The organism is Paenibacillus sp. IHB B 3415 (assembly GCF_000802655.2).
GTDB lineage: Bacteria > Bacillota > Bacilli > Paenibacillales > Paenibacillaceae > Paenibacillus_AQ > Paenibacillus_AQ phytohabitans.
Window position 1 is genome coordinate 1 of sequence record NZ_JUEI01000091.1, and the last position, 21101, is coordinate 21101.

Genomic DNA, 21101 nt, shown 5'->3' on the forward strand with positions numbered 1-21101 from the left:
GGGCGGAATAAAGGCGCTGGTGTCCGTAAGGACCGGCACTCAGGTGCTTTACGCAGGCTTAACGTCTCTGCTGTCCGTAACGAAAGCTACTCACTTGAAAAACCGTTGTGTGACGTCTACTTTCTTGACAGGGGTCCATTAATCCCACTAACGGCGCCGGAAATTCCTAACGCTTACTGCGCGGCCTGTTTTCTGAACTCGCTGGGCGTTACCGATAGCGCCTGCTTGAAGATTTTACAGAAATACATCGATGAATTGAAGCCACAGGCATTCCCGATCTCCAGAATGGAAAGAGTGGAATTCACAAGCAGATTGCAGGCATGCTGGATCTTGATATTGTTCAGATATTGGATCAGGGTAAGCCCGGTCGCTTCTTTAAAAACATGGCATAAATAATATTTGGACATGAAAAACTCTTCGGCGATTTCTTCGATTTTGCTGATCCGGTTATAGTTCTGACTGATGTATAGCAGGATCGGGGCGAAGTTTGCGTAGGCCGCAGGCACATGCTCCACTCTGGGTGATCTTACATTCTCATTCAGGATGTTCAGGATATCCGCTAAATAGATGAAAATCCGGTTAGAGGGATCATCAATGTTCTCCTTGTCGAGCAGAAGCAGCAGCTTCTTAATTCTCGGGAAGGTTTCTTTGCTGGTGGAGATGATTTCTTTGTCGAAGCAGCTGAGCAGCGACTGAATCGAGCGGTCCGTGAAGTGCAGCCGCAGGAAGCGGTCGGTGAAATACAGGCAGGTCCTGGCGCAGGAGTGATTGCCCCGGCTTTTGTGAAAGGAGTTGGGCTTGAATAAGGCCACGTCATGCATCGTGATGTCATACAAGGCGTCATTGACCACGAAATGATGATAACCGTCTTCGAGAAAATATAGCTCGTACGAGTTGTGATAGTGGAACGCCGGCATCTCGTAGTTGGAGTCATGTTTCTCGTATTCCATGGAGAATAACGGATGGGCTTGATATAAATCAGCTTTCATAAATGACGCCTCCCTTAATCAATAGCAATATAATACAACAAATCACGAAATGAACAATATACTAAAAGATTATTGCTGTGATTTGCTGTATATTCGAGTCAATAATGATTGAGCTAAAGATATATCCAATTTAGATGTTGATCGTACTGCGGTGAATATTTGGACTTCCGGCCGCTGTTGTATTTGGATTTCTTGATTCGAACCGCTCTTCGCGGTAGAAATCCAAATACAAAGGCGGACGCTGACGCTCTCTCCAGTTCCAAAATTCCCCTGCGTACTTTCATCAGGTTATTGTCTCTTTCTTAGTTCAATCAAAGTAGATTCATATACAGGAGGTTAATTTCGTGGAGTACGAATTATTTAAGAGAAACACCACAGTCCAAATCTACATGTCCGAAACAGAGAACAGCGCGGTACATATAGCGGTTAACAACCTGATTCGGGATATTGCGGCGGTATGCGGCTGTAAGGCGGTCCTTTCCCAAGAGATCGGTCAATGCAGTATTGTAATCGGGACGGTAGGTAACGGAGCGGTGGCTGAGAACCTAACAGGGAAGCAGTTATCGCTTGACAAGCTTAAGGCTGAAGGCGCTTACCGCTGGGAGGCTTTTATTCATGAGCTGGCGGACGGTGTATTGTACATCATCGGTACAGACAGAAGAGGAACTATTTTCGGAATATACGACTTATGTGAGCAGCTCGGGGTTTCCCCTTGGTATTACTGGGCGGATGTCCCGGTTAAGGTCAAAGACAACTTCAGTCTTCCTGCGGATTACTCCAAGGCAGATTGGCCGTCTGTAAAATATAGAGGGATCTTCCTGAATGATGAGGAGGAGCTGAATGATTGGGCGAAGCTGCATACCGCTGACAATACGATTGGCCCTGAGGCGTACGGGAAGATTTTTGAGCTGCTGCTCCGGTTGAAAGCGAATTATATCTGGCCGGCGATGCATGTTAATTTCTTCAATGGTGACCTGCGGAATGGCGCTCTTGCTGAAGAGATGGGGGTTGTTGTCGGGACGTCCCACTGTGATATGCTGCTGCGCAGCAACCAGAACGAATGGACACCGTGGATTATAAGCAAAGGGTATACGGATGCCGTCTATGACTACTCTATTGAAGGCAGAAACCGCGAGATTCTGCTGAAGTACTGGCAGGAAAGTGTGGAACAGAACAGGGATTACGAAGTCAGCTTTACGATGGGCATGCGCGGCATTCATGATTCCGGATTTCATACGAAGGCAATCGATGAAGATGATTCCTTAAGCGCGGAGGAGAAGACCACGGCTAAGGTCCGCCTGCTCGGTGAAATTATTAAGGATCAGCGGAAGATTCTGCTACAAGTACTCGGAGAAGCCAAGGGAACCGATGTGCTGCAGACTTTTATCCCCTATAAAGAGGTGCTGGATCTATACAATCTTGGTCTTGAAGTGCCGGAGGATGTCACACTGATCTGGGCGAATGACAATTTCGGGCATATGCGCCGTTATCCGAATGAGGCGGAACGGGAGCGCAGCGGCGGGAACGGGCTGTATTATCATTCCTCCTACTGGGCGCATGGGGGAACGGCCATGAGTTATCTGTTTATTAATTCAATTCCCCTGGCGCATACCGGCAATGAACTCCGGAAGTCCTATGAATCGGGTATCCGCAATATATGGGTGCAGAATATAGGCGGACTCAAGCCGCTGGAGCAGGATATGGAATTCTTCTTGCGCTGCGGCTGGGAAACAGGGAAAGAAACGGGAATCACCAGGAACACCCGGCAGTTCACCGAGCACTGGATCAATACGAATTTCTCCGGCAATCATGGTGCTGAAGCGGCTGAGTTATATGAAGTTTTTGCCCAGGTAACCAATGTGCGGAAGATTGAACATATGAATTCAGATGTTTTCACGCAAACGGTGCTGGGGGATGAGGCCGGGCGCAGGCTGATGAAGCTTGAGGATATTTTTAGACGGGGAAATGTCATTCTGGATAGCCTGCCGCCGGAGGAGCGTTCTGCATTCTTCCAATTGTTCCTGATGAAGATTCACGCATCCTATTATACCAACCATGAATTCTATTATGCCGACCGCAGCAACCTCGTTTACGAGCGTGGAAATATGCAGGCAGCGGACAAGTATGCGGAGCTATCCGGTAAAATGCTGGATTACAAGCGGACCATGCTGCATTTCTACAATTATAAGCTAAGCGGAGGAAAATGGGAGGGCATCCTCACACCAGAGAGCTTTCCGCCGCCGCCGACAGCGATGTTTCCGGCTAGAAAGCCTGCCCTGAGCATTTCCGGAAGCGGTGTAAAGGTGAATCTGTGGAATGATGATGAGGTACTCTCATTCTCAGTTTATGGGATGACGCAGAAGTGGATCGAGCTTGGGAACCAGGGTGCAGGCAGCATTCCTTATTCTATCGAAGTCACTGAAGGTACGGACTGGATTACCCTCTCGGATGATGAAGGCATGATCCACACCGAGAAGAGGATTCTAGTGTCGGTATTGAATCCTGCGGAGCATGCGGGTAAGCAGGGAGTTATTAATGTCCATGATCATAGGGACGGCAGTGTGATTCCGGTTAAGGTTCAGGTTGAGGAAGCCTTAGAGCTAACCGAAGGAGCTGCTGCCGGTTATATTGAAGCGGACGGTTATGTATCCATCCCGGCTGCGGGATACGACCGGAATATTTTCCATGATGATGTGAATGGGGACGCTGTGAAGTCTGGCTGGGTAACGGTGCCGGGGATCGGAAGACATGAGGGGGATGCGGTGATGGCCTGGCATTGGGAGCCCGGTGCAGCCGGAGGTGTGCTGAAGGATAATCCTCATCTGGAATATGATCTATATCTGCAGCATAGCGGGAAGTTTGAACTGGAAATTTACCGTTTCCTCACTTTGAACTCCACGGGACAGATCCGGTTCGGCGTTGGCATTGATGAAGCTGAGCCGTTTATTGTAGAAAGTGATACAACGGACGAATGGCTTGGCGCGTGGAAGGAAGCAGTCTTCGATAATGGCGAGAAAATAACTGTAGAGCTTCCGTTCCTCGCTTCAGGACCGCATACCCTGAAAATCTACATGGTCGACCGTTATGTGACCCTTACAAAACTTGTGCTGTACACCACCGTGCACAGCGGAAGCAATCTGGGTCCGGTTTACAGCAGACGTGGTGAAACACCGGTTCACGCGTATGGACTGGAGGGGCCGGATGTACAGTGGGATGAACTGGAACGTTTGTGTAGCGGGTTATACTTAACCAGTATAGATGAGGTTCCGCCTCCTAACGTCTTGTATGCGGACCGGGAGTTCTTCCAGACGATGAACACTCAGATATTTAATAAGCTTGTGAATTCCCCGCAGACTGAGCTAGGTGAGGCGCGTTATGCTAACATCAGCGGAAGTGACGGGAGTAAGGATTGGCTTCAGGTGTTTGGTTCGGGTGTTTTCGTTGAACAGGACGGGGTTCTGGCGATTGAAGCGGAATATGCGCTGGAGAATTCAGCGAATGCTTATCTCACGCCGGCTGCTGACGGAAGCTGCCTGAGCTGGAGCCATCTGCAGGCGGAAACGAACGGACGGACCGGGCTGGCGATGCATGTTGCCACGCCGGGAATCCGCTGGGATCACCCGGAGCAGGCACCGGCTATGAACTACCGGCTAAATATCAGTACACCGGGAACTTACCAGGTCTGGGTGCTGCTCCGGCATTATAATGACAAGTCGGACTCCTGCTACCTGGCGCTGGATGGCGAGGTGCAGCCGATATCCGAGCAGTTCGGCGGAGGTACGCTGCATACGTACAACACCGCATATGTGTACTATTGGTGTGCGATCTCTGACCTTGCGCTCACGGCTGGTGAGCAAGTGCTGTCCGTCATGGCCAGAAAGTCGCAGCTGCGGATCGACCGGATCTACTTGACCACCGGTGATGAGCTGCCGCCAGTTGATGCGGAGTGGAAGGACTCGGAGCGAAGATAGCTCGGGGAATTGAGGAACTCGAGGGAATCGAGGGAATCAAGGGAATCAAGGAAATCAAGGAAATCAAGGGAATAAAAGCGGCAGCCGGGAATTGGATTTCCCGGGCTGCTGTTTTTTGGTTAAGGATATAGAGGGCTCCCTCTGAATCCACCGGAAGTGGGCAAACTGAAGAAATGAAGGGCATAATGGACCGCTGTCAAGAAAGTAGACGTCACACAACGGTTTTTCAAATGAATAGCTTATCGTTACGGACAGCAGAGACGTTAAGCCAGCGGAAAGTACCTGATTGCCGTTCCATACGGACACCAGCGCCTTTATTCCACCCGAAAAGTGGAGCTGGCCTATGAAAAGTGGAGGATAAGGGCTGTGGTGTCCGCAAACACGACAAAAGGGCCAACTATGAGTGAATAAGGGCTGTGGTGTCCGTAAGGGGCAGATTGGGCTTGTAATTGGACCCGAAGAGAAGGCATTCGCCCTCTATAACCTGCTCCAACGCCACATTTGGCTTACTGAGTGGGCAAAATACCCCTGAATCCACTGGAAGTGGGCAAACTGAGGAAATGAGGAGTATAAGTGCCCCTGAATCCACCGGAAGTGGGCAAACTGAGGAAATGAGGGGCATAAGTGCCCCTGAATCCACTGGAAGTGGGCAATATGCGGAGGTAAACGATCCAATGTATGTGAAAAACCGAATACAATGTGCCACTGCGAGGATAAAAGAACCAAATGTATGCGAAAAACCGAATACAATGTGCTACTGCGAGGGTGAACGAACCAAATGTATGCGAAAAACTGAATACAATGTGCCACTGCGAGGGTAAACGAACCAAATGTATGCGAAAAACCGAATACAATGTGCCACTGCGAGGGTAAACGAGCCAAATGTATGCGAAAAACCGAATACAATGTACCCCTGCGGAGTGAAACGAACCAAATGTATGCGAAAAACCGAGTACAATGTGCCACTGCGAGGGCAAACGACCCAAATGTATGCGAAAAACTGAATACAATGTGCCACTGCGAAGGTAAACGATAAGAGAAAAGGGGCTGTCCCAAGTGGCCATTGTATGGCTGATGGGACAGTCCCTTATTAGAATCCGTTCTGTTTACTCCCGTTACTCCCGGTTCAGAAATGTCCGTGTCCGCTCCAGCTGCGGGTTGCTGAAGATCTCCTCCGGTGTGCCGGATTCGGCGATTTCTCCGTTATCCATGAAGAATACGCGGTCGGCCACATCGCGGGCAAAATTCATCTCATGCGTGACGATAATCATCGTCATGTGCTCCTCGGCAAGCTGGCGGATGACCCGCAGCACCTCGCCGGTGAGTTCGGGATCGAGCGCCGAGGTCGGCTCGTCGAACAGGAGAATGTCCGGATTCAGCATCATCGCTCTGGCGATTGCCACCCGCTGCTTCTGCCCGCCGGACAGCATAGAGGGATACACGTCTGCTTTATCGGCAAGACCTACTTTGGAGAGCAGCGCCTCGCTTTTGGCCGTAATATCCTGAATACTCTCCCGCTTCAGCGTTCTTGGGGCAAGCTCCAGGTTTCCCCTTACGGTGAGATGCGGAAACAGATTAAAGTGCTGGAATACCATGCCCATGGTTGAGGTGATTTCCCTAATGTCCGCATTACTGGCATATTTGCCGTTCTCCACGAGCGCCCGGCCGCAGATCAGGATGCTTCCGCCGGTAACCTCCTCCAGATGCACAAGACTGCGCAGCATGGTGCTTTTGCCGGAGCCGGAAGGTCCAATCACCGCAACGACTTCCCCGGGGTTAACGTCAAAGGTAATCTGTTTCAGCACATCTAGGCTGCCGAAGGATTTCTGCAATTGCGATACTTCAATCATACTACTCATAGCCAAACAGCCCTTCTACTCAAATTTGAAACGTTTCTCCAGTGTCTTGAAGAATAGCGTAAGCACCAGTGTCATCAGCAAATAAATTACGCCCGCTACGACAAAAGGGGTGACCGTGAAATCACGGTTTACCGCCGTTTTGGCGAAATTGAGCAGCTCAGGTACGGCTACAGCATACAGCAAGGCAGTGTCCTTGACCAGGGTTATGGACTCATTGGCTACCGCAGGCAGCGCCACCCGGAACATCTGGGCGAGAATTACCTTGCGCAGGGTCTGCCATTTGCTAAGCCCGAGTACCTTGGCTGCCTCATGCTGGCCTTTATCGATGGAGAGCATTCCCCCGCGGAAAATCTCAGCGAAATAAGCGCCATAATTCAGAATAAATCCAAGGCTGGCCGCGACGAAACGGTCCATGACCAGATATTGCCCAATCACGGGGATCTGCGGCAGGCCGAAGCAGAAGAACAATAGCTGCAAGAGCAGCGGAGTGCCGCGCATCACATAAATATAAGTATGTGCGATCCAGGCCAGCGGCTTGATCGTACTTTTGGCCATTAGTGTGACCACCATCCCGAGCGGAATGGACAATACGATCACGATCAGGAACAGCAATACCGTTGTCCGTGCCCCCTCCAGCATCGGTCCGGAAATTTTAATAATATAGTCAATATTCATGTCTTCACCCGACTCCTAAAGGAAACCATCTAGTTAAGTACTTTGTTCTCTCCGAACCATTTCGTGGAAATCTCGGCCGCCGTTCCGTCACTGCTCAGCGCGTCCAACGCCTTCTGCAGCTCCGTCAGCAGGTCTTCATTGCCCTTCTTAATCCCTATACCATATTGCTCTGGGGCCAGCGATTCATCCATCAGCTTGTAAGTCTCCGGCTCCTTGGCTATGTAGTATCTAGCCACCACTTCATCAATGACCACTCCATCCAGACGTCCCGACTTCAGGTCTGTCAGGGCAAGCACATTATCGGTGAATTCGGATACACCTTTAAGCTCTGCCTTAATCGGATTAGCATCCAGGGCATCGGCAGCAGATGAGAGGCTTTGCAGTCCGACCTCTTTGCCGGCCAGATCCTTAAGCGTAGACAGCGCTGAATCCGCAAGCACGACTACAACCTGGCTGTTCTCCAGATAAGGCTTGGTGAATAACACTTTTTCCTTGCGCTCGTCCGTGATGGTGTAGCCGTTCCAGATCATATCAATGCGTCCGCTATTCAGCTCCGATTCCTTGGCAGACCAGTCAATCGGCAGGAAGGTAACCTCTTTGCCCATTTTCTCAGCAGCCGCTTTCGCATAGTCAATATCGAACCCGACAATTTCATTGTTATCATCCCGGAAGCCCATCGGGGCAAACTTATCATCTATACCGATCACCAGCTTACCGTCATTGCCTCCAGAACTGGAGCAGCCTGCTATTATAGCAATCGCCATAATTACCAATAAACCCAATATCCCTTGTCTCTTCATCTCTCTATTCCCCCTAGTAGATTACACGCAGCAGCCTGCGCTTTAGTTCGTTAATACGTTATCAGTTTATCATAATAACATATCATGTGAGTTAATGTCGATAGAGTAGGGGAACAGAATTGTGTCGAAAATAATCAAAGCATGCCGCTCCGCAGACACTCTTATTTTATTTATTTTTTCCATTTTATCTCAATTCGTAATCTGATACGATTCCTGTAACAGGTACACAGGCGGCCTGAATAAGGAGGAATGTCTAAGGTGATAGAATTGAATAACGGGCAACGATGCTTTTAACCAGGCGCTCACAGAATCACTGGGGTTCTGGGATCAGGTCACACCGGATAATGAAGAGTGGAGATTGAAGATACCCGAGGTTCATCCCAACAAATACATACGGGAGTATACAAGACACCGGTACATTGTAACCCGTGAGACGTTCACGCCAATAGAGCTATCGCTGCCTGAGGCGTATGTGCTGGAGAAGATAGATTTGCCGGAGCTGCGGAAGAAGAGCTATAAGAATGCTGATAAAATTTACAAGTGGGCTGCGGAGTGGGGGAGCGATGAACATTTCGCTATTGCCGGCTGCGGCTGCTATATCCGTCATCAGGACAAGATTGTCAGCTGGTCGTTAAGCGACTGCTATAACGCAGACCAAGTGGCTATTGGCATTCAAACAGCCCGCAGCTACCGCAAAATGGGCCTGGCCAAGCAGGTCGTTTCGGCAGTTGTTCAGCAATGCTGGGACAAAGGATATGGCAGTATAGAGTGGCTGTGTGTATCCACCAACCGCGGCTCCCGGGCCGTAGCGGAACGGGTAGGCTTCAAGCTGGCGGATACCTATCCCTCTTTCACTTCCTATGCTCCAATTGAGAATTTTGCGGATCTTAATGATGACGGCTGGTATGAGTGGGGGGCTTATCTGCAGCAGGCTTCACAGAAAGAGCCCCGGCTGTACCTGGAGTGCCTGCACTGTTACGTCAAGGCAAATGCCGTGGAGAAGGCACAAGAAATCATGCGGGAAATGACTAAGGCAGAGATCGAATGCGATCTGGAAGAATTGAACGGAGCCATTGCGTACTACCGGAGCGAAGGATTATGTTCGGCCTTCAAGGCTCCGGAGTGGACAATATGATTAACATCTGGTGTACTTCTTCCGGTTATCCCAGTTCGGTCTGTGAATAATTCAGCTTATATTCCTTGGGGCTCATCCCTGTGTATTTGGAGAACACATGAGTGAAATAGGCGGGTGTCTCAATGCCGACGGCTTCAGCGACTTCGAATACTTTACTCGCCGGGTTCCGGAGCAGTTTCTTAGCCATTTCAATCCGGTACTTGTTGATCACATCGATGATGGACTCACCGGTGACTTTTTTGTACAGGCGGCTGAGGTAGCTGCTGTTGATATGGATATGGTCGGCAATAATCTGCAGGCTCAGGTTCTGATTGTAGTGCTCTCTTATATATTTCTGGCATTCAATTACGATGTAATTAGGCTGTCTGTCACTCCGCGCCACGGCCCTTGAGCAGCTTAGAATCAGGCGCTCCAGAATATCTGCCAGCAATTGGATGCTTTTGCTCTCCTGAATCTGTTTATACACGGCGGATTGGCTCTCCTCCATCTCCGGTGCGAAGGGCTGGCTTGTGCTCAGCAAGCGGAAGCAATAGGAGCTGATCAGCAGACAGGCTACCTTCACATTCTCAATCGGCTCTTTAATGCTTCTGTAGTTCTCCAGCAGCTGGTCCAGCTGCCGGATGGCCGACTCGCTGTCTCCCTGCTGCAGATGTCCGGCAATCTGCTCGGCGGCATGATGGGGAGGAGCTGCAGGGGTGAGGGTCTGGTTCGCATGAGGGATATATACAGCCACATAATTATCATTATAAAAGCTGCCCTGCAGCGCCTCTCTCGCTTCAAGATAGGCCGTTGACAGCGTCGATATATCCCGGTGCAGCAGGCTGATGCCGATATTGACATGATATTGCCTGAAGTTCTCCGCCATGGCGAGGATTTCATTGCTGATCGTGAGCAGGGCCTGGGTGGAGACCGCGGTATTGCCGCCGGTCATAGAGACAAGCGCCAGCAGGGTGTTTTTCTCCATGGCCATAATATAAGAGGGATGCTCCCCGAAGGCCAGGGCAAGGAATTGGCGGATGGAGGCCAGGAAGCGGTAATGGTCATTCGCCGGGCTCCCGGCAGAGCCATGGGGTCCGGGTATATCTTTTACCTCCATATAGATAGCGAAATAGTCCTCCAGCTGCAGCCCTAGCTCGCTTGAGCGGCTGAACAAACCGGCTTCATCGCTAATCAGGCCATAGACGGCTTCCCGGAGGAATTTTTCGCTGATTTCGGACAGATTATCGTTGATTTTGCTCTCCAGCTGCCGGACCTTCTGCTTCTGCTCCCGTTCTTTTTCCAGCAGCAGTGTGGCTTTCTCAATCGCCCGGGGAATCTGCTCTGTGGGATTGGTCTTGACTACAAAATCGACGACTTCATATTGAATGGCCGTTTGGGCATAGGAGAAGTCCGCGAAGGCCGTAAGAATGATAACCTTCGTCTGCGGAAAGTGCTGGTGCACATAGTCTGAGAGCGCAAGCCCATCCATTCCCGGCATGCGGATATCCGTGACAACGATATCGACATCGTAATAGCCCAGCAGCTCGACCGCCTCCAGCCCGTTAGACGCCTCACAAACAACCTCGCACTCAAGAATACTCCAATCGATGAAGCACTGCAGCCCTTTTTTGATCACAGGCTCATCGTCTACAATCATAACCTTATACATGTGTTAGTTCCCCCTGATCTGCCGGTATATGTAGAGTGACTCTCGCACCTGCCCCAGGCTCGCTCTCGACCTCAATTCCATAAGGCTCGCCGTAGAGCAGCTTAACCCGTTTATGCGTGTTGATCAGGCCGATATTGTTGTGGCCCTGCTTGCGCATCGTGTCGCTCTCGAAATGACTCCAATTCTTGGGCACATGCTCAAACCCGCTGCCGTTATCGGTGATCTCAAAATAGACCGAATCGTTCTCGCGGTAAATGCGGATGCAGATGTTTCCTTTGCCGAGCTTCCGCTCCACCCCGTGCACGACAGCATTCTCGACCAGCGGTTCGACACTCAGCTTGGGCAGCAGCAGATCCAGTATGGCCTCATCCTCGATCTGGATCGTGTACTCCATTTTGTCCTCGAACCTTTCCTTCTGCAGATACAGATAGAATCTGATGAAATCGAGCTCCTGCCGGATCGGAATTTTGGCCAGGCTGTTGGAATAGATGCTTGCCTGCAGCAGCTCTGTGAGGGATGTTACCATTTTGTAAACGGTCTCATCTTTGGACAGCTTTGCCTTGTAGCCGATGGTAATCAGCGTATTGAACAGAAAATGCGGATTCATCTGAGCCTGCAGAAATTTGAACTCTGACTCTTTGACCAGCAGATGCTTCTCATAGACTTCCTTGATCAGATAGTTGATCTCGTCAGTCATGTTGTTGAAGGTGGAACTGAGCTGGTTGAGCTCTGCATCCTTGAAAGCGGGCATTCTGGTGTTGTAATCCCCTTTCTTGACCTTACGGATACTCCGCAGCAGATCGCGGATAATCCGGGTGAAGCGAAGCGATAGCAACACACCTGCTGCAAGCGAGACGAACGCGATCAGCGCGATCATCCAAATGTAATTGTGCATGCTTCCGGATAATTTGGCGAGTACCTGCTTCCTCGGAATACCGGCAATGAAGGTGAGCCCGGTCGTACCGATGCTGCGGGAAGCCGCCAGATAAGTCTCCTGATTAAGCTTGACCTCACTTACTTCCGTATGATCCCTCAGCGCGAGCACATCGGGAGGAACGGTTGAACCTAATTCCTGCTTACCCCTACTAGAATAGATGACTCCCTGGTTATCAATAATGTAGGCTATAGCACCCGGGAATTCGAGCAGCCCGGAATACTCCTCCGCTAAATCAGCTTCATTCGTGCCGAAGATCAGCACCAGGCGCTGCTCGGGAAGATTAATATTGGACATCACCCGGGTGAAATAGAGCGTGGGATCGCCGGGACTTGGCGTCAGGATTTCTTTGCCGCGAACCATTCTGCCGTTAACCGACTGATAGACTGCGAGATTGTTCCGGTTAATCTGCTCAATGTTTGGCGGGGACTTCAGGACGGATACATAGTTGTCGTTATCAAAAAATACATAGGCCGTTGACAGCAGGCTGATATTCCAAGCATTGTTGAACATAAGGCTGTACTTCAAATCCTCTTCCATTTCACTTTTATTGACGAATTTCTTGTAAAAGTCATCGCTTAGCGACATATCATCGATTAACCAGTTTCTTAACATTTTAGTAGAGAGGAAATGCAGGGAGGTATTATCGATAATTTGAAAGGACTTCTCGATATTGTCGTTGGTCTGGCGGATCAGCAGGGACAGATTATCATTGGCATTCCTCGTTAGAATCTGTGAGATGCTCCAATAGAAGTAGCAGCCGGCGAACGTCATCGGAAGCAGAATTAGCAGGAAGATAATTATGACCATTTTATTTCGTACCGGAATTAGGGAGAAACGTCCGAGTAGGGGACGAAGGCTGATCCGCTTCAGGATATGCTGATTGGACATGTTGGTTGCTCCTTGCTGATGAGTCTGTAGTACAGCCATTATATATTCATTTCTTGGCAGCGAATAGCAGAGCCGGGTGAAATCGGGCCGTTTCCGGCCAGATGGTAAAGAAAACGATACAGAGTTAAAGAAATCTGAAAACCCTTACACCCGCCCCGCTGCCAAATCACATTTGCTCAAGATATTATAAAAGATCATGCAGAAAAACGAATTCATAACTTTTTTTCTATGTTCTACAATGAGAGCTGTAAACAACTGTAATTGGCTGCAGGGTGATGCCCTGGCTTAAGCCATCATTCTAAAGGGGGATTTATTGTGCAAAAGTCTTTGTACAAAGCGGGCTGTACCTTAGCAGGCATGCTGATGCTGACCATGTCCATTACGGCATGCGGATCAGGGAATTCAGCAGAGAATAATGGAGCGGCCGCAACGGCAGGCTCAGGAAATGCAGCAGCGCCTGCGGCTAAAGCGCCGGTCAAAATTTCTTACCTTACCTTCCGGGTCGGCACACATGCGTCAGCCAAGATGGAGGAAGAGCAGATCAAGCAGTTCAATGCCAAATATGGCAATGAAGTAGAGGTTGTGGTTGAAGAGATTCCAAGTGATGCGGCATACGTGGATAAGATTAAGATTCTGGCAGCCTCCGGGGATGTGCCGGATGTCGTAATGGGCAAGGACGGAATTAATGATGTCTTGATCAAAGGGAATCTTGCAACCCCTTTCAATGATTATTTAGACAAGGACGCGGAATGGAAAGCAGCCATCGGAGAAGATGCACTCGCTTCCAATACCCGGGACGGGAAGATCTGGTCGATCAGCGATCAGAAGCAGAATATCGGCTACTTCTACAATAAAGAAATGTTTGAGAAAGCAGGCATTAAGCCGGCGGAGACTTGGGATGAATTCATGAGCAACAACGAGAAGCTGAAGGCTGCAGGCTTCGTTCCCCTCGCACTGATGACCGGGGAGAATGCCTGGACATCCAATCTGATTCTTGCTGCGATGATCGGTACGAACGGGGAGAACGGCAAGACGTTCATGAACACACTGCACCCTACCGACTTCAATACGCCCGAAATGATTCAGGCGCTTAATATGATGAAGGAGCTGCTGGAGAAGTATACGACGAAGGATGCGCTTGGGGCGGGATATGCCAATGCAGCGAACGCGTTCAGCCAGGGCAAGGCTGCGATGATTGCCAATGGTCCCTGGATGATTGGAGACTTCAGCGATCCGACCAAATCCAGTGAAGGTTTCGATGCAAAGGTGGGTGTGGCCGCGTATCCGAATAACAGCCTGATTTCCACTTATGAGGTTGGCTATATGATCGGAGCCAAAACGCCGGAAACCCGCGATGCTGCTGAGAAATTCATCAAGTTCAAAACAGGGCTTGAAGGACAGACCCTCGCTCTTGAATACGGCAATGTCATGCCGGTATCGAGTGAAGTTCAGCCATCAGATGCACTTAAAGAGAAATATCCGATCATGGTCGAATCGATCACAGTCGCTCAAAAGACACAGCTTCATTACCGGACACTGGACTCCATCGTCTATCCGAACGTAACAGATGCCTGGAAGAACCTGTATCCGAAGCTGGCGGCGGGCCGGGCAACGGCTGAAGAGATTGCCAAGGAACTGACGGAAATTGCCGCTAAGAATAAATAAAGAGCAATGTAGGCTGAATAAAAGAAAATAACAAAAAGTGAGAGGATCGGAGGGGGATTTTGGAACTGTAGGAGCGATAGCGATCGCCTGAAAGCTTTCCGAAGGAAAGCTCACTCCGGAAGCATAAGCAGTCACCGGATTTCACCCGCGAACAGCGGTTTAAATCAAGAAATCTGGGGACAACAGCGGCCGGAAGTCCAAATATGCACCGCAGTGACGATTGAACTTTAAGTTACCATCTTAAATTTAGCTTATATTGCATGACGAGGATTGGGGAGGACCATATGGATGGTTAGGAAAAATAGAGGGTATATCACGCTTTTCCTGTTGCCGACTGTAGCATTGTTTATTATTGTCTATGCCGTCTCACTTGTCATTCTGTTCGGCACATCCTTTACGGAATGGTCGGCCGGACGCAGCCCGGTGTTTATCGGTCTCGCTAACTATATCAAGCTGTTTACGGACGATGCCGATTTTCGCCAAAGCGCACTGAATACGGGGATCTGGGTCGTGCTGCAATCTACGATCCACGTTGCCATCGGTACCCTGTTCGCGGTTATTCTCAGTATGAAGGAATTCTACTGGAAGTTTGCCCGCACGGTGTACATGTTTCCGAATATTATCTCAGGGGCAGCAGTAGGTATGCTGTTCCTGTGTATGCTCAATCCTGAATTCGGTGCGGTGAACAGTATCGTCCGTTTATTCGGCAATGCGGATTACTCCCAGAACTGGTTCATGGATTATGCCACGGCTTTTCTATCCGTCACGATGACTTGGCTGCCATATGCGGCGGTCGTCACCATTCTTATTCTGGCCGAGATTGCGGCCATTCCGGAAAGTCTGTTCGAATCGGCACGTATCGACGGGGCCAGCAATTTCAAGATCAACCTGTACATCATCATTCCTATGCTGCGCAATATTATCGGGACCTGCGTGATTCTGTCGGGAACAAGCATGCTGCAGAAGATGGATATTATTCTAATGACGACAGGCGGCGGACCCGGTAATCAAACGATGAATCTGCCCATTTACATTTACAAAACCGCTCTCATGGACAATAACTTCGGTTATTCCAATTCAGTGGGCGTTTTCCTAATCGGCTTTGGCTTGATCTTTGTCCTGCTATGCCGAAATCTGTTCAGAATAGGCAGCTCCCAAAACTGAATGGAGCGGATGGGGTGAGAATGTTGAAAAAAAGTTTGGGTGTACTTAAGTATGGATTTGTAATCCTGATTGTCCTGTTGTCGCTGGGTCCGTTCCTGTGGGTGCTGCTGGCTTCGTTTAAGACGAATGCCGAGATTCTGAGCAATTCCCTCGGCTGGCCAAGCAGCTTCCGCTTCTCCAATTATACGAAGGCCTTCCAGATCGCGCCGATATCCCGGTTCTACATCAACAGTGTAATTGTAGGGATTTTTGGAACACTGCTCAATCTGCTTCTGCTCGGAATGGCAGCCTATGTCCTGGCGCGCTTTCAATTCCGCGGCAAAAAGCTGCTGATGGGAGCCTTCTCCCTCTCGCTGCTGATTCCCGGCGCTGCGATGCTGCAGCCGCTGTACTTGACGGTTAACGCGCTCGGGCTGTATGACAAGCTGATCGGACTTATTATTGTGTATACCGGCTTTGGATTGCCGGTCTCGCTCTACATTCTATCCAGCTACTTCCTGACGATTCCCAAGGAGATGGAGGAATCGGCTTACCTGGATGGTGCCAGCTTCATCCAGACCTTCTTCCGGATTATACTGCCGATCTCGAAGCCGGGCTTCGGCACGGCGGGAGTCATGCAGTTCCTGCTCTGCTGGAATGAATTTCAATTCGCGATCATTCTGACGACAGGCAATCAGAGCCGGACCCTGCCGCTGGCGCTCTATTATTTCAAAAGCCAGTTTGCCAGTGATTACGGCGTCATGTTTGCCGCTACGATGGTCGTCATCATCCCGAGTATTGTAGTCTATATCCTGCTGCAGGAGCAGGTAGTATCCGGACTTGCTGCGGGAGCGGTCAAGGGATGACGGAGCGGACGAGAACGCCATGGAAAGATACCGGAGAATTGAGGGGTTGCAGATGAATGAGGAACACCTGTGGTGCCTGAAAGAAAACGGGTATGATGCCGGACTGCATAAGCATTATGAGGGGCTGTTTACTCAGGGGAACGGCTACATGCATGCCCGTGGAAGCTTTGAAGAGGGATGCAGCGATGCCCCTCAGGATGAGGAGTATCTGCGCTTTCCGGATAACGTCACGCTGGAGAAGCCGCGGCATCCGAAGTCCAAGCAGGGAACGTTCATCCCGGGTATTGTCGCACAGCATCCGCTGCTGAAGGAGGAGATTGTTAATCTTCCTTATATGCTGGGGCTTGAATTGCGGTCTGCGGGCGAGAGCCTGGATATGGACCGCTCCCGGATCAGCGGCTACAGCCGCTGGCTGGATCTGAGGGATGGATGTCTTCACCGTTCATTGATATGGGAGACTCCAGGAGGCATGCTGCTTAAGTGTACCTTCGAGCGCTACATCAGTATAGCGGATAAGCATCTATGCATCCAGCGCATACAGGTTGAGGTGCTGGCAGGGGAAGGCAGGCTTGAGGTGAGAGCCACCCTCCGCGGTGATGTGCGGACCAATGGGATGAATCATTTTGCTCGGATAGTTCCGGGGGCGGAGGGAACAGCGGGCGGCCTGTCACTTGAAACGCTGACGGAGCAGGGTAACCAGATCTTCATGCACTCTGTGCTGGACGCCACTGAAGCGGTGACATGGCAGGAGGAGAATAGCTTGGTGACGGCTGCTCACCGGGGTGAATTCGCTGTGCAGACCGGGGACCGGCTGACTGTCAGCAAGCTGACGGCGGTGACCACGGACCGGGATATAGAGGAAGGCGGAGCCGACAGCAGAGTGCTTGCGCAGCTCAGCCAGGCACGTGAGATAGGCTGGGACCAGCTGTATGAACGGCATGCAGCTTGCTGGAAGAGCAAGTGGCAGGAGGCCGATATCATCATCAAGGGAGATGATCTGGCGCAATTAAATGTCCGGGCTTCAATCTATCATCTGCTTCGTGCCAACGCACCGGAGGATGCCCGGGTGGCGATTTGTGCCAAGGGGTATGCCGGTGAGGCCTATTTCGGCAGGTATTTCTGGGACACGGAGATCAACCTGCTGCCCTTCTACCTGCACACCAACCCGCAGGCCGCCCGCAATCTGCTTCTGTTCCGCTACAATACGCTGGACGGAGCCAGACGCAATGCGCAGAATTATGGCTACCGGGGAGCAAGGTATGCCTGGGAGTCCTCATTAAGCGGGGAAGAGCAATGCGCCAACTGGCAGTACGCCGATCATGAAATTCATATAACAGCGGATATAGTGTATGCACTCTACCATTATGTGCGGGCTACAGGCGATCAAGATTTCCTGGAGCACTACGGCATTGATATTCTGGTGGAGACGGCCCGGTATTGGTGTGACCGGGTAGACTGGAACCGGGAGGGAGTGGGCGAGCTGCTCGGCGTGATGGGACCGGACGAATATCTGCCCTTTACCCGTAACAATGCCTTCACCAACCGCATGGTCAAATTCAGTCTGGAGCAGACGATTGCCTGCCTGGACAGCCTGCAAGGCAGCAAACCGGACAGCCATGCGGCCGCTGTTGAGCGGCTGGGTATTCGCCCGGAGGAACAGGAGCTGTTCCGGTACACGGCGGAGAAGCTGCGGCTGCCCTATGACAGCGGAACGGATATTGTTCCGCAGTCTGACGATTTTGCTTCTTATGCGGATTTAGATTTCAATAGCATCTGGACCGACAGATCCAGACCCTTCGGCCATTTCATCTCCCAGGAGCGCAATTACCGCTCCAAGGCGCTTAAGCAGGCGGATGTGCTGGAACTCATGCTGCTGTTCCCGCAGGAATTCTCCAAGGAGCAGCTTAAGGCGTCCTATGATTATTATGAGCCGATCACAACCCATGATTCCTCCTTGTCCGTGGCGGTTCACGGCATTGTGGCCTCCTGGCTGAATCAGCCGGAAGCGGCGGCAAATTTCCTGCAGCGGGTGATGGCTATCGACCTTTCGCTGGAGAAGAAGGGTGCTGCCGAGGGGATTCATATCGCCAATTGCGGCGGCTTGTGGCAGCTGATCGTATACGGGTTAGCCGGTCTGAAGAGTGCGATGTGGAGCAAGGACATTAAGCTTGCGCCGCGGCTGCCTAAGGGCTGGACGGAGCTGAGCTTCCAGCTTGCCTGGCAGGGGGAGCGCTACCGGATCACGATTCATCCGGATGCGCATGAAGTGCACAAGCTGGAAGGGAGGAGCTATGTTGCGGGCACAACCCTTTGAGGCAGCTATCTTTGATCTGGACGGTGTCATTGTCGATACCGCGAAATTTCACTATCAGGCCTGGAAGCGACTTGCCGGTGAGCTCGGCTTCGATTTCAGCGAGAGCACCAATGAGCAGCTGAAGGGCGTCAGCCGTATGGAATCGCTTGAACTTCTGCTGCGGTCCGGCGGAATCACAGATCTGACGGCGGAACGTAAGGAGGAGCTGGCCTCCCGCAAAAATGAGTGGTACAAAGAGCTGCTCGATACGCTTACTCCGGGCGATGTATTACCCGGTGTAAGCAGCTTTCTTGGGCTGTTGCGCTCACGCGGAGTCAGGACAGCGATTGCCTCGGCGAGCAAAAATGCTCCGCTGATTCTGGAGAAGGTGAACATCAGGCCGTTGTTTGACGCAGTGGCGGACGGGAACACCATCGGCAGGGCGAAGCCGGATCCGGAGGTGTTCCTGCAAGCAGCGAGGCTGCTTGGTGTAGCCCCGGCCGCTTGTTTTGTCTTTGAAGATGCGGCCGCCGGTGTAGAAGGGGCGATCCGGGCGGGCATGCGCGTGGTTGGCATCGGAGACGGGGCACTGCTTGCCCGCGCCCACCTTACCATTGCCAGCTTCGAACAGCTCGAACCCGTGTTTCTGCTTAGCCACATTGGCTTAAACGGTGACAGCGGAAGGGGAGGCAGCTGAATGAACGGTGAGCGAATAAGCAATGAGCGGAAAAGCGATGAGAGTATAAGCAATGGGCGAGTAAGCGATGAACGAATAAGCAATGAACGAATAAGCATTGAGCCGAACAGCAATGAGCAAAAAAACTATCAGCGAATAAGCAATGAGCCGAACAGCAATGAGCAAAATAGCAATCAGCGAATAAGCGAATTGACGCTGGAGCAGCTGCAGCCGGGCACTCCCCAGGTGCTGCATGGAGGAGGCTTTGTCACCTTGACGCTGATTGCCGACCGCTTCAGCTCGCAAATGCATATGTTGACTATTTCCAATGGCCGGCTGGTCTTTACCGTGATTCTGGAACGGGGGATGGACATTGGGGAAATCTGGCTGGATGCGGAGAAAATCAGCTGGGAGCGTGAAGAGCGGTACCTGCTCCATCCGGATCATGTAGATCTATCCGACAATGAGCATTCGGGCTGGGATTCAGGCTTCTATGCAGCGGTGGCTGCCATAGGGCCAGAAATCTTCGGCACTCCGGATGAGCTGAGAACCGTCCACGGGACGGGGTCCTATTCCCCGGCGCTGCCGGAATCGTTGCGGCTGACCTGGGATGAGCAGCAGATCTGTCTGGAGAGTAATGTTCCGGTGAGAGGATACGGGCCCTTGCCTGTGTATGCCAAAACAGTCCGGATCGTAACCCGTTACGGGGCAGCCACGCTATTCCGGGAGGATACGGTGCTGAATTTAACGGATGTTGCCCAGCCAGTGGATGACGGGTACCATATCCAGCTTGCAGGAGCTTATATGTCGGGTGGGGGGAGTTATGTCCTGCCGGTCTCCACCGCAAAAATGCTGCTCCGCGACTCTGCCCCGCCTGAGGTGGACCCGTTAACCATCTACGATTCCGAAACCAGGCTGAACCCGATCCGCTGTTATCAATACGTTCCTGAGCCGGTAGAGGGGCTGGCGGATCTGGCGCAGGTCCGCGACTATTGCGCAGACGGGGGCGGGGAGCAGCTGACAGCCGAGATGCTGGTGAACGCCGGGCAGGATACGGCAGCCTATGTCATTCGTTCCCTGCAATGTTATCCCCGGTCACTAATCGCCAAGCGGGCGGTCAGTGACCGGATGTATGCGCTGGAGCCTTGCAAGACCAGACCCAATTCGCTGGAGCAAAAAACCATAGACGGTGAAGTAGTCTATATCGGCCCCCGCGGCCAGAGCACCGGCTGGATCATCCTAGGAGCAACACGTGATCCCCAGGAAATCACAACCCTTACGCACATGATCCGTAGCGCAGCCAAGTGATGGGTGTATGCCGGGAGCGCAGACACCGTTCACTTTCAAATGAAACTAGAAATAACCAGCAGCCGGTAGATTTCGGGCGGCTGGTTATTTTTTTGGTTTCTGCCAGGTTCGGCTTCTGCTCAAAGGTTACTTGCTTAGACAGCTGCTGCGAGATATGGCAGGCCAAATGTATGTGAAAAACCGAATACAATATGCTCTAGCGAAGGTAACCGGGCCAAATGTATGCGAAAAACTGAACACAATGTGCT

The 21101-nt window shown here is 51.3% G+C and carries 14 protein-coding genes; 8 read left to right on the forward strand and 6 right to left on the reverse strand.

Annotated features, from left to right (window positions below; translation table 11 throughout):
* Window positions 1-173: 173 nt before the first annotated feature.
* Window positions 174-989 carry a helix-turn-helix domain-containing protein gene (locus QW71_RS30325; RefSeq protein WP_039308334.1) on the reverse strand — a complete coding sequence of 272 codons (816 nt, stop codon included), beginning with the start codon at window positions 987-989 and terminating at the stop codon, window positions 174-176.
* Window positions 990-1333: 344 nt separating this feature from the next.
* Here QW71_RS30325 and QW71_RS30330 point away from each other — a divergent pair, with 344 nt between their 5' ends.
* On the forward strand, window positions 1334-4960 hold the full coding sequence (locus QW71_RS30330) for a glycosyl hydrolase 115 family protein (protein ID WP_235441597.1): 3627 nt from the start codon (window positions 1334-1336) through the stop codon (window positions 4958-4960).
* A gap of 1115 nt (window positions 4961-6075) precedes the next feature.
* Here the strand turns inward: QW71_RS30330 and QW71_RS30335 are convergent.
* The 3 genes from QW71_RS30335 to QW71_RS30345 are packed head-to-tail and all read right to left on the reverse strand — an operon-like array spanning window position 6076 to window position 8258.
* Window positions 6076-6819 carry an amino acid ABC transporter ATP-binding protein gene (locus QW71_RS30335; RefSeq protein ID WP_039308338.1) on the reverse strand — a complete coding sequence of 248 codons (744 nt, stop codon included), beginning with the start codon at window positions 6817-6819 and terminating at the stop codon, window positions 6076-6078.
* A 15-nt stretch (window positions 6820-6834) separates the two neighbouring features.
* Window positions 6835-7494, reverse strand: coding sequence for an amino acid ABC transporter permease (locus QW71_RS30340; protein ID WP_039308341.1), 660 nt, complete (start codon window positions 7492-7494; stop codon window positions 6835-6837).
* A gap of 29 nt (window positions 7495-7523) precedes the next feature.
* Entirely contained in the window at window positions 7524-8258 is a 735-nt protein-coding gene (locus QW71_RS30345) for an amino acid ABC transporter substrate-binding protein (protein WP_373604797.1), read from the reverse strand.
* 349 nt (window positions 8259-8607) lie between these two features.
* On the opposite strand from QW71_RS30345, the gene QW71_RS30350 reads away from it, so the two are divergent.
* On the forward strand, window positions 8608-9429 hold the full coding sequence (locus QW71_RS30350) for a GNAT family N-acetyltransferase (RefSeq protein ID WP_268794641.1): 822 nt from the start codon (window positions 8608-8610) through the stop codon (window positions 9427-9429).
* 25 nt (window positions 9430-9454) lie between these two features.
* On the opposite strand, the gene QW71_RS30355 is transcribed toward QW71_RS30350, so the two are convergent.
* On the reverse strand, window positions 9455-11077 hold the full coding sequence (locus QW71_RS30355; RefSeq protein WP_039308348.1) for a response regulator: 1623 nt from the start codon (window positions 11075-11077) through the stop codon (window positions 9455-9457).
* The gene (locus QW71_RS30360) at window positions 11070-12902 is read right to left on the reverse strand and encodes a sensor histidine kinase (RefSeq protein ID WP_083442795.1); all 1833 of its coding nucleotides are present in this window, start codon (window positions 12900-12902) and stop codon (window positions 11070-11072) included. The genes QW71_RS30355 and QW71_RS30360 overlap by 8 nt, the downstream gene beginning before the upstream one ends.
* Window positions 12903-13217: 315 nt before the next feature.
* Here QW71_RS30360 and QW71_RS30365 point away from each other — a divergent pair, with 315 nt between their 5' ends.
* From QW71_RS30365 to QW71_RS30390, 6 genes are all read left to right on the forward strand, one after another.
* Entirely contained in the window at window positions 13218-14567 is a 1350-nt protein-coding gene (locus tag QW71_RS30365) for an ABC transporter substrate-binding protein (protein ID WP_200905993.1), read from the forward strand.
* A gap of 288 nt (window positions 14568-14855) precedes the next feature.
* Window positions 14856-15731, forward strand: a complete 876-nt coding sequence (locus tag QW71_RS30370) for a carbohydrate ABC transporter permease (protein ID WP_039308350.1) — start codon at window positions 14856-14858, stop codon at window positions 15729-15731.
* 20 nt (window positions 15732-15751) lie between these two features.
* Entirely contained in the window at window positions 15752-16576 is an 825-nt protein-coding gene (locus QW71_RS30375) for a carbohydrate ABC transporter permease (RefSeq protein ID WP_039308352.1), read from the forward strand.
* Between the two features lie 52 nt (window positions 16577-16628).
* On the forward strand, window positions 16629-18890 hold the full coding sequence (locus QW71_RS30380) for a glycoside hydrolase family 65 protein (protein WP_200905994.1): 2262 nt from the start codon (window positions 16629-16631) through the stop codon (window positions 18888-18890).
* Window positions 18868-19566, forward strand: a complete 699-nt coding sequence (gene pgmB, locus QW71_RS30385; RefSeq protein ID WP_039308355.1) for a beta-phosphoglucomutase — start codon at window positions 18868-18870, stop codon at window positions 19564-19566. The genes QW71_RS30380 and pgmB overlap by 23 nt, the downstream gene beginning before the upstream one ends.
* Complete coding sequence (locus QW71_RS30390) at window positions 19567-20853, forward strand: DUF4432 family protein (RefSeq protein ID WP_083442796.1); 1287 nt, start codon at window positions 19567-19569, stop codon at window positions 20851-20853.
* Window positions 20854-21101: the final 248 nt, after the last annotated feature.

Coding starts and splice junctions, on each gene's coding strand:
- QW71_RS30340 (WP_039308341.1), bottom strand. CDS start 7,494: ATGAATATTGACTATATTATTAAAATTTCCGGACCGATGCTGGAGGGG.
- QW71_RS30390 (WP_083442796.1), top strand. CDS start 19,567: ATGAACGGTGAGCGAATAAGCAATGAGCGGAAAAGCGATGAGAGTATA.
- pgmB (WP_039308355.1), top strand. CDS start 18,868: ATGTTGCGGGCACAACCCTTTGAGGCAGCTATCTTTGATCTGGACGGT.
- QW71_RS30370 (WP_039308350.1), top strand. CDS start 14,856: ATGGTTAGGAAAAATAGAGGGTATATCACGCTTTTCCTGTTGCCGACT.
- QW71_RS30360 (WP_083442795.1), bottom strand. CDS start 12,902: ATGTCCAATCAGCATATCCTGAAGCGGATCAGCCTTCGTCCCCTACTC.
- QW71_RS30375 (WP_039308352.1), top strand. CDS start 15,752: ATGTTGAAAAAAAGTTTGGGTGTACTTAAGTATGGATTTGTAATCCTG.
- QW71_RS30335 (WP_039308338.1), bottom strand. CDS start 6,819: ATGAGTAGTATGATTGAAGTATCGCAATTGCAGAAATCCTTCGGCAGC.
- QW71_RS30380 (WP_200905994.1), top strand. CDS start 16,629: ATGAATGAGGAACACCTGTGGTGCCTGAAAGAAAACGGGTATGATGCC.
- QW71_RS30325 (WP_039308334.1), bottom strand. CDS start 989: ATGAAAGCTGATTTATATCAAGCCCATCCGTTATTCTCCATGGAATAC.
- QW71_RS30355 (WP_039308348.1), bottom strand. CDS start 11,077: ATGTATAAGGTTATGATTGTAGACGATGAGCCTGTGATCAAAAAAGGG.
- QW71_RS30345 (WP_373604797.1), bottom strand. CDS start 8,258: ATGGCGATTGCTATAATAGCAGGCTGCTCCAGTTCTGGAGGCAATGAC.